Origin of the sequence: Saccharospirillum sp. MSK14-1 (assembly GCF_003054965.1) — a bacterium.
In the GTDB taxonomy this organism is placed as follows: domain Bacteria; phylum Pseudomonadota; class Gammaproteobacteria; order Pseudomonadales; family Natronospirillaceae; genus Saccharospirillum.
Genome location: NZ_MIES01000026.1, coordinates 1014511 through 1028175, shown reverse-complemented (window position 1 = coordinate 1028175; position 13665 = coordinate 1014511). Strand labels below are relative to the sequence as shown.

Below are 13665 nucleotides of genomic sequence, written 5' to 3'. Positions count from 1 at the left end.
CCTTTGAGAGTTCAGTAAACGTTTGAGAGTTCAGTAAGCGGTAGCGTAACGCTCGATCAGTTTATCCAGCGGTGCAACGCCGCTGTCGTCTGGCTGTTTGAGGGCGTCCAGACCCGCCTGAAACCGGGCGACCAACTGCGGATCGACGGCCGGGTGAAAACCGAAATAGGCTTCGGTAGCCGACAACACTTCCAGTACCTGCCAGTTTTCGTGGCCCGGCAATGCGTCGAGCCGACGCTGCGCCGGTAATTCGCCATACGCCCACACGTCGATGCGCTCAGCTTGCAACATGCGCGCTATCGACGCCGGATACTGGCTGAACACCAACTGGTCACTGCGGTGACCGGCGGCAGTCACCAAACGCACTGCAACGTCATCACGCACCACACCGATGCGCCAATCTTGCGGAGGAATCTGCGCAGCGGCTGGCAAACCGATCAACACAATCCGAATGGGCACCACTGGCCCGGCCCATTGATAATGTGATTCGCGTTGTTCGGTTCGCGCCAGGCTAAACAGGACGGAGCGATCGTTATTGCCTGCGTTATGCACCGCGCGCGTCCAGGGATAAACTTCAATGGTTTGTGGATCGACCGGCTCTTCCATCGACGCACTGACCGCTTGCAGAACATCGACCATCAGGCCGCCCGCGCCGTTGCCCTGAGCGTAGTTATACGGTGGGAAATCTTCGGTGAACCAGTGCAGCTCGTGCAGCGTTTGTGCCCAAGCAACGCTCGTGAAAAAGGCGGTCAGACAGAACAGCCAGGCTTGCTTCATCGAACCGCGACTCCTTCGGTCATGGCAGTGGTTACAACAACAGCATCAGCCCTTGCAGTACCACCCAGGCGAAAATACCGGCGATGACATCATCGATCATGATGCCAAACCCACCGGCGACGCGTTTATCAATCCAGCCGATCGGCCAGGGTTTAATGACGTCGAAAAAGCGGAACAGCAAAAAACCGCCGACCAGAGTCCAGGCATTTAATGGCACGGCGATGAAGGTAATCCATAAACCGACGAACTCGTCCCAGACGATGCCGCCATGATCGTGCACACCCATGTCTTGCGACACGCGTTCGCACAAGTAACAACCGAAGCCGAACGCCACAAGAAGGACCAATACATAGAGCCACAGTGGCAAGGGTGCCAGCAGCAGCAAAAACGGCATCGACGCCAGCGTACCGAAGGTGCCGGGCGCTTTGGGAAAGCCACCACTGCCCAGGCCAAATGCCAGAAAGTGAGCCCAGTGGTTATACCAACGACGTTGACCGGGTTCGATCATGGTCTTCCTCAAATTAAAAATGGGTAAAGCCCGGCCAGGACGACCGATAGTCTTTGCCATTATGCCGAATCGAAACCGTCGCGTCGCCTGCCTGGGCGCGACCGATGCAGGTCAGTGGCAGAGCCAGCTGTTGGCTCAATTCGAGCAGTTCGTTATGGCGTTCGGCGGGGGCGGTAAAAGCCAGTTCGTAATCGTCGCCACCGGCGAGTACCTTGGCGATGGCGTCGTCAAAACCCAGCCGTTCACTGAGGCTTGGCGCTACCGGCAAGTGTTCCACCGCCAGTTCGATGTTGAGATGGCTGGCGCGGGCCAGATGGGTGAGATCGGCGACCAGGCCATCGGAGACATCGATGGCTGCGTTGGCGATGCCCACTAATTGCTGACCCAGCGACAAACGCGGCTGCGGTTGCCAGTAGGCGTCCAGCCAGTCGCCTGGAACGTCCGCTTCGCGTCCGTCCAGAATGGCGGGCAACGCCGCCGCCGCACGACCGGGCTGACCGGACACCCAGACCTCATCCCCCACCAAAACGCCGCTGCGCGTCAAAGGCTGGGCAATGCGCCCATGCATTTGCAGACTGATCACGCGCGCCGGGCCCGAGGTGGTGTCCCCCCCGGCCAGCACCAGACCGTAGTGATCGGCCAAGGTCACAAGCCGCTGCGCAAAGCGCCGGGTCCAGTGTTCATCGATGGGCGTGGGCAGCGTCAGCGCGAGTGTAAAAAACGCGGGTGTGGCACCCATGGCGGCCAGGTCACTCAGCGCAGGCAAAAAAGCGCGTTGGGCAACGCGCTCGGGGGATGCGTCTTCAGGAAAGTGACGACCCGCCACCGCGGTGTCGATGGACATCGCTAACGGGGCGGCATCGTGCCAGACCAGACAATCGTCGCCATTGCCGACCATCAGACTGGCGTCGCGCACGGTGCCGCTTCGGAAGCAGGATTCGATCAGTTCAAATTCAGTCATGATCGAAGTTTGACGAGCCGCCTGGGCGAAGGCAAGGCTCGTCGGTTTTCAGGTTGCGGTTGAGCGATCAGCTTTGTGGGCCAGCCGCAACAATGGCATCGGCCACATCGTACTTGGCAAAGTTCTCTTTGAACTCCGCCACCAGCGCCGCAGCGCGGGCATCGTAAGCCGCACCATCCGCCCAGGTTTGACGTGGATCGAGCAACTGGTCATCAACGCCCGGTACGGCGACCGGCACATCCAGATTCAAGCCATCGAGATGACGGGTTTCCACGCCCGACAAGGCGCCGCTGGTGATGGCGCTGATCACCGCGCGCGTCACCGGAATGCTGAAGCGCTTGCCTTCACCGTAAGCACCGCCGGTCCAGCCGGTGTTCACCAGGTACACATCGGTGCCCGCCGCTTCGATACGCTTCATCAACAGGTCGGCATAAACACCGGCCGGGCGCGGGAAGAATGGTGCGCCGAAGCAAGTCGAGAACGTCGTTTTGATGCCCGAACCCGCGCCCATTTCTGTGGAACCGACCAAGGCGGTGTAACCACTGAGGAAATGATAAGCGGCGGCTTCTTTCGTTAGTTTCGATACCGGCGGCAAGACACCGTTCAGGTCGCAGGTCAGGAACACCACGGCGCTGGGTTCTTCACCCTGGTTGGTTGGCTGACGTTTGTCGATGTGCTCCAGCGGATAAGCCGCGCGTGAGTTCTGCGTCAGGCTGTCGTCGCGGTAATCCGGATCACGGTCGGCGTCGAGCACCACGTTTTCCAAGATGGTGCCAAAGCGAATGGCGTTCCAGATGACCGGTTCGTTTTCGGCCGACAAATCGATGCACTTGGCGTAGCAGCCGCCTTCAATGTTGAACACCACACCCGGGCCCCAGCCGTGTTCGTCATCGCCAATCAAGAAGCGATCCGGGTCGGCGCTGAGGGTGGTCTTACCGGTGCCCGACAAACCAAAAAACAGCGTGGTTTTACCATCGTCACCGACATTGGCCGAGCAATGCATCGGCAGCGTCTCGCTCGCCGGCAACAGAAAATTCTGCACCGAGAACAACGCCTTCTTCATTTCACCGGCGTAGTACATGCCCGCGATCAGCACGCGGCGCTCTTCGAAATTGATGATAACGGCGGCATCGCTGTTGGTACCGTCGCGCTCAGGGTCGCACACGAAGGACGGCACGTTCAGCACCTGCCAGACATTCTTGCCGCGCTCATTCCAATGCTCAGGCACGATAAACAGATTGCGTGCAAATACCTGATGCCAGGCGAGTTCCGTGGTCACCGTAATCGGTAACGAATGTTCGGCAGCCGACCCCACTTCCAGGTGACTGACAAAGTGTTCGCGGTCGGCCAGATAGTCGCTGACGCGCTGCCACAGCGCACCGAACTGGTCAGCCGGATACGGCTGGTTCACCTTGCCCCATTCAATTTCATCGCGACTGCCGGGCGCATCGACGATAAAGCGGTCTTTGGGTGAGCGTCCGGTGCGCTCACCGGTACGAGCGACAAATGCGCCGTTACGGGCGAATTCGCCTTCTTCACGACGAACGGCGAATTCGAGCAACACAGGTGTGCCCAGATCAAGATGGGCATTAGGGGGAAAAGCGGCCATGACGGTTTCGACTCCAGGGTTGGTCCAGCGTGTTAGGCCCAACCAGTCTAAGCCGCAATCGAGCTTGTCTTGAAACAACAAAACGTCAATATATTTTTGACAATTAGATAAACGCCGGAATCATCTGAAAGAAAACCACAGTGCAAGCCAAGGGCTCTGTTCTGGGGCAAGCTCGGGTAACCGTGAAAAAGCGCACCATAAAAGCGCCGAAAGCAGACGAACCACCCAGACAACCTCTGCGACAGTGTCCACCACGAAAAAACACCCAGCCTGAAAGCGGATACAGTTGTCAGCGGCAAACAGCCATTTGTTGTTATGTTACAAGATTCGCCGCTCCCAGCGCCGATTTTGGTAAGGGAATTTCAATGATGCAATTATTGAAACACTGCCTTTAAACCGGCACTGAGCGCTGTTTGCGTTGGTTAAATCGGTCGGCTGCCGTATTGATTGGAGGGTGCCTTGGGCGGATCTGCCCGTTTACCGCGCTCGACTTCTTTGACTTCTCCGCCGGCGGCCAGAAAGGCTTCTACATCGTTGGCAACTTTGGCGCGGAGTTCATCACGGCTTTGCGGGGCTTGGCCACTGTCCTTCTGGACTTGGGTTTTCGACGTCGTGTCGGTGCTCATTCTCAGTTCTCCTGAACACACCAGTGGATGATCCCTTCTTTATAGACCATAGACACCAATTCGCCATCAAAAACACTACATAATTTTACCCAATGTCACAGCAAATCCGGCGCGCCTTGCTAGCGGTTCCCGAAACTGCAAGGCAGTTTTGCGGCACCCACCGTAGCCAGCGGCAGCCGTGCCTATATAATGCGCACTGAATCTTTTGCCGGAATGTCTTTGTCATGTCTGACACCAACCATAACGACACCAATGCGGCCTGGGGCGGACGCTTCAGCGAAGCAACCGATGCCTTTGTTGCCGAATTCACTGCCTCCATCGGTTTTGACCAGCGTCTGTATCGCCACGACATCGCCGGGTCGATCGCTCACGCCACCATGCTGACCGAGGTGGGCGTGCTGACCGACGACGAAGGCCGCACCATTGTCGAAGGGTTAAAAGCGGTGGAAGCCGACATTGAGGCCGCTCGTCAGCAGTGGTCGGTGGCATTGGAAGACGTGCACATGAATGTTGAAGCGGCCCTGACCGCCAAGATCGGCGCGGTCGGTAAGAAACTGCACACCGGGCGTTCGCGCAACGACCAAATTGCGACGGACATTCGCCTGTATTTGCGCGAAGCCATCGATGGCCTGGTGAGTGAATTACAGCGTTTGCAGCGCGGCCTGATTACCCAGGCCGAACAACAGGCCGACACCATCATGCCCGGCTTCACGCATTTGCAGACCGCGCAGCCGGTCACTTTCGGCCATCACTTGCTGGCCTGGAATGAAATGCTGCAACGTGACGCCGAGCGTTTAATGGATTGCCGCAAACGGGTCAATGTTCTGCCGCTGGGTGCGGCGGCACTAGCGGGCACCACCTACCCAATCAACCGCGCGCGCAGTGCTGAATTGCTCGGTTTCGACAAGCCCACCGAAAACTCTCTGGATTCGGTGTCAGACCGCGATTTTGCCATCGAATTCACGCACGCCGGTTCGCTGCTGATGATGCACCTGTCGCGCATGTCGGAAGAGCTCGTGTTGTGGACCTCGGCGCAATTCGACTTCATCGATTTACCCGACCGCTTCTGCACCGGCTCGTCGATCATGCCGCAGAAGAAAAACCCAGACGTGCCAGAATTAGTGCGCGGCAAAACCGGTCGGGTTTATGGTCATCTTATGAGTCTGCTGACACTGATGAAAAGTCAGCCCCTGGCGTATAACAAAGACAATCAGGAAGACAAAGAACCCTTATTCGATACCGTCGATACGCTCGCCGGCAGTCTGCGCGCTTTCGCCGACATGGTGCCGCACATCGAACCGAAAAAAGACAGCATGCGCGCCGCCGCTTTGCGCGGATACAGCACGGCCACGGACCTGGCTGACTATCTGGTGAAAAAAGGCATGGCGTTTCGCGATGCGCACGAAGTGGTGGGCAAAAGTGTCGCTTATGGTCTGCAAACCGGCAAAGATTTGAGCGAAATGTCACTGGCGGAATTACAGCCATTCAGCGATACCATTGGCGAGGATGTGTTCGAGGTATTAACGCTGGAAGGTTCGGTCGCCGCTCGTGATCACTTCGGTGGCACCGCGCCGAACCAGGTGCGCGCCGCAGCGCAGCGCGCTTTGGCGCGGCTCGACGCCTAACGGGAGACGGGAGACGCTCTTTTGCGTCCGGCGTCTCCCGACTAGCATCTCCCGCCGGAGCACTACAGATTCCGTTGCAACCACACCATTAAATCATCCGCCGCCAGTGGCTTGGAAAAATAAAATCCCTGTATGGCATCGCACTTCATTTTCACCAATTCCACCAACGTTGCTTCGTCTTCAACGCCTTCAGCCACAATTTCCAAGCCGAGGTTGTGCGCCATTTTAACGGTCGATTCAACGATGATTCGGTCCTGTGCATCTTTGAGTAAATCGGCGATAAAACTCTTATCGATTTTCAACGCATGAATGGGCAGCGATTTTAAATACGCCAGCGACGAATAGCCGGTGCCAAAATCATCGACTTCCAGTTGCACATCCAGCTCAGACAGTTGTTCGATAATATCGACTGCGCGCAGTGGGTCAGACAACAGGGTGCTTTCGGTTAATTCCAGCACCAACGCCGACCCGGGCAATTTAAATTCAGCGAGCAACTGCGCAACCTGCTGTGGCAAAGCGTGATCCAGCAACACACGCGACGATAAGTTAACCGCCATATACAGATCGGGTTTTACCCGTTTGCGGCAATCAGCCACCATCGCCAGACTGGTGCGCAAGACAAAGTCCGTAATCTGCCGAATACCCTGCCCCATTTCGGCGATGGGAATAAAATCGGCCGGAGACAGCTCGCCGAGTTCCGGATGGCGCCAGCGCACCAGCGCTTCCAGACCCGTCACATGACCATCGCTGGCACAGATCACTGGCTGATAGGCCACCCACAAATCGCCCGCCTGCAAACCCTGGTCGAGTTCCGACAGCACGGCAATGCGTTGGGGGGTGCTGGCATCCAAATCGGCATTGAAGACCACTACCGTCTGGCCTTTGCTTTTCGCGGCGTACATGGCGACATCAGCACAGCGCAGTAATTCATGGCCGTCTTTGCCCTGACTCGGGTAATGCGACACACCGATGCTGGCTTCCACCTGCAACTTCATGTTGTCGATTAAATACGGCTGACGCAGCGCCTCACCAATGAGTTCAGCCAACGCCAACGCCTGAGCGACGCTTTGCTCGGGCAGGAAAACGGCGAATTCATCGCCGCCTAATCGGGCGATGCCCCAGGAATCTTCCCGCCCTAATACATCGACAATTCGTGGCCCGATTTCACACAACAACCGGTCACCAAAATGGTGGCCCAGCGTATCGTTGATCTCTTTGAAACGGTTCAGGTCGAACAGCAGCAAGGAAGCGGTTTGATCGGGATTCTGCTCCAGAGCATCGCCGACCCACTCGTGTAATTGCGCCCGGTTCCCCAAGGCGGTCAAGCTGTCGCACATGGCTTGGCGATGCAGCGTCAGGCGTTGCATTAAATTGTCGAACGCCAGGCTGATGGTCTGGTGCAGCAGTTCGACAAATTCCCGATCGCGGAAGCCGGCTTCGCGACTGCCAATAACCAGAACGGCGACCGGCTGCTGATTATCGAACAGCGGTAAATAGACCCAGGGGCCGTCCGTTTCGACAATCGACAGCGTACCGCCATTGATGGCGTTATCGATGGCCTTGGCGTGGTAATCCAATGGGTGGACGGGTTCATCAACATCGGCAACCGTCTGACGCCACTGCCGCTGTTTCACCCGAAAATAGGCCACTTCACGCGAGCCATCCTGATACAGCAATTCCTGTAAACAGGCTTCGAGAAACTCGGTCAGATCGCCTTGCCGTTCAAGTTCGGTCGCTAACCGAACCAGGCCCCGCAACCGGCTTTGACGCTCGCTCATCAGCCGGTTTTGTTCCGCCAGCGCCGCTTCAGATTTCAACTGATCCGTGATGTCTTCAATGGTCAGCAACGCGCGCTCGGTCTGATTCATCATGGTCGGCGACACATGCACAATAACGCTGCGCTCACGACCACTGAGCGTATGCATCTGCCAATGACTGGGTGGTACACCCTTATAGTGGGCTTCTTTCACCAGCCGCAGCAGACCGTAGAGTGAACTGCGACCATCCGGTTGGTGCTTGGGCAACAGGTCGATGAGTTGCAGATCGCTGCTGTCACCCACTTCAAACAATCGGCGCGCGGCCTGATTAAAATTCGTCACCCGGCCTTTAGGATTGATCACCAGCGCCGGCTGCACCGCTGTATCAAAAAAGGCGCGGTAACGAGCGTCACTTTCCTGCAGTTGCCGTTCAAGCCCGAGTCGTTCGATTTCGGTGACGGCTCGATCGGTATAGAGTTCCAGCGCCCGATCCAACGTTTTACTGGTGGAAAAAGGCTCGTCATGACACAGCACCAGAGCCCCCAGCCATTCGCCCTGATGATTATCAAGGCGAATCACGATGACGTGGCGGATGTCATCCAGGTTGCTCAGGCCATGGCCCAGTGCTTCGTCGAAACTCAATTCAGCGCGGCTTTGGGTCCGCAGCACACTCAATTCGGTGTTATCGGTCAGCACGGTGTAGGGCGCGATCAACAGACCATCGTGAACCCGTGCCAGCGATTCCAGGTTCTGACCGTCGACCACGCGCATAATGGCCACCTGTCGAACATTCAGCAGGTACGCCAGGCGCCGACATAAGCTCTCCAGAAATGCCTGACCGGTCGCGACAGCAACATCGGCATTCAGGCTCTCAAGCGCTGTGTCCAATCGCGAATGGCGACGCGATGTGCGCTGCGACTGTTTGCTGTCCAGCAAGGCGCCATAGGAATGCATGGTGCCGTTGGCGTCGCGCCTGAACGACGAACGCTCTTCCACCGTACGATACCCATACTGCCGGTGCCGAATGCGATAGTGCAGGTTCATCGGGCTTTCGGTAATACGGCTGCGATCGTATTCCGCACCAATGCGGACCCGATCATCCGGATGAATCATTTCGTAGAGAAAATGGCGGGGTTTATCGCCGAGAAAATCGGCAGCGGGGTAACCGGTCAGATCTTCAATGGCCTCACTCACATTCAGCAAGCGCCACAAATCCGGGTTGTGTTCTGACGGCACAGCCTCGTACACCACCAGCGGCAACTGCCTCAACCAGGGTGATAGCTCGCCCTGTGGGTCGCTGTTATTCGCGTGTTCTGACCTCTGTGTCATGCCTGTCCGTACGGTTTACCCACATCCTGTAGCCTCAAAGTCTAGCGAGTTATTGACTCACTTGCCGACTTTTTGTAAAGCCCGGACATAAAAAAAGCGTGGCCAGAAGCCACGCTAAGGGTTTGCCTATCATTCGGCACGAACACCGAAGCGGTGTTCGTTGATGCTTAAATGCGGTTTTCTGTTTGAGCGTCGAAGAAGACGGCCTTACTCATATTGAACAACAGGTCCATTTGCTCACCTGGATTGCCGGCTTCAGTCGGGTGAACCCGGCATTCGCATTCCTGACCGTTAATGTGGGTCAGCACCAGGGTGTCGGCGCCCGTCGGCTCGGTGACTTCAATCTTCACCGGCACGCGGGTAACAAACGGCTGGGATTCGACGTGCGGCATCACGTGAGTGATCTGTTCCGGGCGAATACCCAACACCACGTTTTTGCCTTCGTAAGCTGACAAATCAGCCTGCGCCGGATCGGCCGCAAGCTCAAAGGTTTTGCCTTGCGATTCGATCTGCACGCCAAAGCCATCGGCTGTTTTAACCACGGAGCACTCCAGGAAGTTCATGGACGGTGAGCCCATAAAACCTGCCACGAAGATGTTCGCCGGATCGTCATACACCTGCTGCGGCGTACCAAACTGCTGAACGATGCCGTCTTTCATTACAGCGATGCGATCGGCCAGGGTCATGGCTTCGATCTGATCGTGTGTTACGTACACGATGGTGGTGCCCAGACGCTGGTGCAGCTTTTTCATTTCGGTGCGCATTTCAACACGCAGTTTGGCGTCCAGGTTCGACAGTGGTTCGTCGAACAAATAGGTCTTCGGACGACGCGCCAAAGCACGGCCCATGGCCACACGCTGACGCTGACCACCGGACAGTTGCGACGGTTTGCGGTCGAGCAGGTTTTCGATTTGCAACAACTTGGCAACGCGCTCAACTTCGGCGGCGATCTCGTCCTTCGGCATCTTGCGGATTTCCAGACCGAAAGCGATGTTCTTACGCACGTTCATGTTCGGGTAGAGCGCGTAGCTCTGGAACACCATGGCGATGTCGCGATCTTTCGGCGCGGCGTAGGTGACGTTGTCGTCACCGATCATGATGTCGCCCGAGGTGACATCTTCCAGACCGGCGATGCAGTTCAGCAGCGTCGATTTACCACAGCCAGACGGGCCGACCAGGATGATGAATTCACCGTCCTGGATATCCAGGTTGATGCCCTTGAGCACGTCGGTGGTGCCAAAACTTTTGTTGACGTTCTTGATGTTCAGTTCAGCCATGAGGGAACTCCATTAACCTTTAACAGACCCGGCCGTCAGGCCGCGTACGAAATACTTGCCGGCAACGACATAGACAATGATGGTGGGCAGCGCAGCGATGATGGCGCCGGCCATGTCCACGTTGTAACGCGTCTCACCGGTGGTGCTGTTGACCATGTTGTTCAGACCAACGGTCACCGGCTGCGATGACGGGTCAGAGAACACCACCCCAAACAGGAAGTCATTCCAGATTTGAGTGAACTGCCAGATCACGGTAACCACCAGAATCGGCGTCGAGATCGGCAGAATGATGCGGAAGAAAATGGTCCAGAAACCGGCGCCGTCGAGCTTGGCGGCTTTCACCAATTCGTGCGGCAGGTTGACGTAGTAGTTACGGAAGAAGAGCGTGGTAAAACTCACCCCGTAGGCCACGTGCGTCAACACCAGACCGGGAATGGTGCCACCCAGGTTCAGCCAGCCCAGCAGCTGAGACTGCGGCAACAGAATCGCCTGGAAGGGAACAAAACAACCCAGCAGCAACGCAGCAAAGAAGAAATCGCTGCCGCGGAATTTGAAGAAGCTCAATACATAACCATTCAACGCACCCAGGATGGTGGAAATCGCCACCGCCGGAATCACGATTTTAATGGAGTTAATAAAGTAAGGTTTCAGACCGGTTTCGCTGCGCGCTCCGATCTGCACTTCACTCCAGGCCTGACGCCAGGCTTCGAGGCTGAACGATTCCGGCCAGGCAATTAATTGCCCCATACGGATATCTTCCATCGACCGCACCGACGTCAGAATCATCAGAATCAGGGGCAACAAATAATAAGCCGCCACAATCATCAGGACACCGTAGAGGATGGCGCGCCCGGTAACGGGTTGGTAACGCTTGCTGGTATCACGCATCTTTTGGCTTCCTCAATTCGGAGTACAGATAAGGAATCAGAATGGCCAGGATGGTCATCAACATAATGACCGCCGACGCTGCACCAATACCCAGGCGTCCACGCTGGAAGGAGAACTGGTACATAAAGATGGCCGGAACGTCCGTGGCATTACCCGGACCGCCACCGGTCAGAGCGACAATCAAGTCGAAGCTCTTAATCGCCAGGTGCGCCAGCATGATAAAAGCAGAGAAAAACACCGGACGCATGGACGGAATAATGATGCGCGAATACACCGAGAACAGGCTGGCACCGTCGAGCTGGGCCGCCTTGATGATGGAGGTATCAATACCACGCAAACCGGCAAGGAAGATCGCCATAACAAAACCACTGGATTGCCAGACGCCGGCAATCACCACGGTATAAATGGCCATATCCGGGTTCACAATCCAGTCGAACTGGAAGCTTTCCCAACCGAGGTTGTGAATAAAGCGCTCAATACCCACCGTCGGGTTGAGCAACCATTTCCAGACGGTACCGGTAACGATGAACGACAGCGCCATCGGGTACAGATACACCGTACGCAGCGCACCTTCAGCGCGAATCTGTTGATCAAGCAGGATGGCGAGTACCAAACCCACGACCATACAAACACCAATGAAGAGTGTGCCGAATACCACCAAATTCCACAGCGACGATAACCAGCGCGGGTTTTGGAACAGCTTGACGTACTGTTCGAAACCAACGAAGTCATAGCGCGGCAAAATGGTGGAATCGGTCAGCGAAATCACGCTGGTCCAAATAATAAAGCCGTAGATAAAGATGATGGCGATAGCCACCGTGGGCGACAACACCAGCTTGGGAAGCCAGTAGTCCAACCCCTTTTTGCTTGTTACCGACATAAGTCTTCCGTCCGTTCACACAAAGCAGATTCAAAAAGTGGTTCACCGGCGCAGTTCAGTGCTGGCCGACCGAGCCCTTTTTGAAACAGTCTGGGTATAAAAAGGCGGCGCGGATGCGCCGCCTTTTATCACTGCATTATGGCAGTGTTATGTCACTTACTGAGCAGCGCGGATAGCGCGAGCCATCTGAGTAGCCGCTTGCTCAGCAGTCATGCTGCGAGAGTTAAAGAACTCAGTCACGGTGTCGTAGATCGCACCCTGAACGCTGGAGGTCGTAGACATACCGTGCGCCATGGAAGGTACCAGACCACCGTTAGCAGCCGTGGACTTGAAGGTGTCCATGGCTTCAACGGCGCAGCTGTCGAAAGCGCTCATGTCCATGTCGGTACGAACCGGGATAGAGCCTTTGTTCAGGTTGAAGGTCTGCTGGAATTCATCCGACAGAACCAGACCGGCCATCGCCATTTGCGCTTCAGTGCTGGAAGCATTCGGCTGCTTAAACATCGCCAGAGAGTCGATGTTGAAAGTGAACGCATCTTCAGTGCCCGGGAACGGGGCGCAGATGTAGTCAGAGCCCGGCTCCAGACCAGCGGCAGTGAATTCACCCTTGGCCCAGTCGCCCATGAACTGCATAGCGGCTTCGCCACGGATAACCATGCCAGTCGCCACGTTCCAGTCACGACCCGGAGCGCCTTGGTCGATGTAGTTGCTGACGCGTTTGAACTGTTCCAGAGACTCGATCATGGTGTCGCTTTGCAGCGCGTCCTGATCGTGCTCAACGAAAACGTCTTCGAAGAAGTCCGCGCCGCCAACTGCCAGTACGATGCTTTCGAAGGTGGTCGCGTCCTGCCAAGCCTGACCGCCGTGAGCGATCGGAGTAACGCCAGCCGCTTTCAGAGCGTCAGCCGCTTCCCACAGCTCATCCATCGTGGTCGGGATTTCAACACCGGCGCTTTCAAATACAGCCGGGTTCGCCCACATCCAGTTGACGCGGTGTACGTTAACCGGAGTCGCAACGTATTCGCCGTCGTGCTTCATGAAATCAGCAACAACGGTCGGCAGTTGCGCGTCCCAGTTGTTAGCGTCAGCCACGTCATCCAGGTTCGCCAGGAAGCCGAGGTCGCCCCACTCCTGAATTTCCAGACCTTTGATCTGAGCCGCTGCCGGCGGGTTACCAGAAACAGCGCGTGAACGCAGAACGGTGTAGGCGTTTTCACCACCGCCACCGGCGACTGCGAAGTCGATCCAGGTGTGGCCTTCGTCTTCAACCATTTCTTTCAATACAGAAATAGCGCGCGCTTCACCGCCGGAAGTCCACCAGTGCATGACTTCGATTTCACCGGCTTGGGCGCCAGCAGCCAGGGTGCCACCCATAGCCATTGCCATCAGAGTTTTCTTAAACATATCGCTCAGTCCTTCTGTTGTTGT

Annotated in this window: 11 protein-coding genes; 1 reads left to right on the top strand and 10 read right to left on the bottom strand. The window is 56.5% G+C overall.

All coding sequences use genetic code 11. From position 1 onward, the window contains the following. Nucleotides 1-30: 30 nt before the first annotated feature. The 5 genes from BGP77_RS08645 to BGP77_RS08625 form a co-directional block, all read right to left on the bottom strand. The gene (locus tag BGP77_RS08645; RefSeq protein WP_108164300.1) at nucleotides 31-777 is read right to left on the bottom strand and encodes an ABC transporter substrate-binding protein; all 747 of its coding nucleotides are present in this window, start codon (nucleotides 775-777) and stop codon (nucleotides 31-33) included. Between the two features lie 31 nt (nucleotides 778-808). Further along, nucleotides 809-1285 (bottom strand): phosphatidylglycerophosphatase A, encoded by a 477-nt coding sequence (locus tag BGP77_RS08640; protein WP_108164299.1) that lies wholly within the window; start codon nucleotides 1283-1285, stop codon nucleotides 809-811. A gap of 13 nt (nucleotides 1286-1298) precedes the next feature. Beyond that, entirely contained in the window at nucleotides 1299-2246 is a 948-nt protein-coding gene (gene thiL, locus BGP77_RS08635; RefSeq protein WP_108164298.1) for a thiamine-phosphate kinase, read from the bottom strand. Between the two features lie 67 nt (nucleotides 2247-2313). Then, nucleotides 2314-3855 (bottom strand): phosphoenolpyruvate carboxykinase, encoded by a 1542-nt coding sequence (locus BGP77_RS08630; RefSeq protein ID WP_108164297.1) that lies wholly within the window; start codon nucleotides 3853-3855, stop codon nucleotides 2314-2316. Between the two features lie 422 nt (nucleotides 3856-4277). Continuing rightward, the gene (locus BGP77_RS08625; protein ID WP_108164296.1) at nucleotides 4278-4481 is read right to left on the bottom strand and encodes a hypothetical protein; all 204 of its coding nucleotides are present in this window, start codon (nucleotides 4479-4481) and stop codon (nucleotides 4278-4280) included. Between the two features lie 224 nt (nucleotides 4482-4705). Between BGP77_RS08625 and argH the strand changes: the two genes are divergently transcribed. Continuing rightward, nucleotides 4706-6106 carry an argininosuccinate lyase gene (argH, locus tag BGP77_RS08620; RefSeq protein WP_108164295.1) on the top strand — a complete coding sequence of 467 codons (1401 nt, stop codon included), beginning with the start codon at nucleotides 4706-4708 and terminating at the stop codon, nucleotides 6104-6106. A 62-nt stretch (nucleotides 6107-6168) separates the two neighbouring features. Here argH and BGP77_RS08615 read toward each other — a convergent pair whose 3' ends face one another. From BGP77_RS08615 to BGP77_RS08595, 5 genes are all read right to left on the bottom strand, one after another. Further along, entirely contained in the window at nucleotides 6169-9192 is a 3024-nt protein-coding gene (locus BGP77_RS08615; protein WP_108164294.1) for an EAL domain-containing protein, read from the bottom strand. 167 nt (nucleotides 9193-9359) lie between these two features. Next, entirely contained in the window at nucleotides 9360-10469 is a 1110-nt protein-coding gene (locus BGP77_RS08610; RefSeq protein ID WP_108164293.1) for an ABC transporter ATP-binding protein, read from the bottom strand. Between the two features lie 12 nt (nucleotides 10470-10481). Continuing rightward, nucleotides 10482-11357, bottom strand: coding sequence for a carbohydrate ABC transporter permease (locus tag BGP77_RS08605; RefSeq protein ID WP_108164292.1), 876 nt, complete (start codon nucleotides 11355-11357; stop codon nucleotides 10482-10484). Next, entirely contained in the window at nucleotides 11350-12237 is an 888-nt protein-coding gene (locus tag BGP77_RS08600) for a carbohydrate ABC transporter permease (protein WP_108164291.1), read from the bottom strand. The genes BGP77_RS08605 and BGP77_RS08600 overlap by 8 nt, the downstream gene beginning before the upstream one ends. 156 nt (nucleotides 12238-12393) lie before the next feature. Next, nucleotides 12394-13641, bottom strand: a complete 1248-nt coding sequence (locus BGP77_RS08595; RefSeq protein ID WP_108164290.1) for an ABC transporter substrate-binding protein — start codon at nucleotides 13639-13641, stop codon at nucleotides 12394-12396. Between the last annotated feature and the right edge of the window lie 24 nt (nucleotides 13642-13665).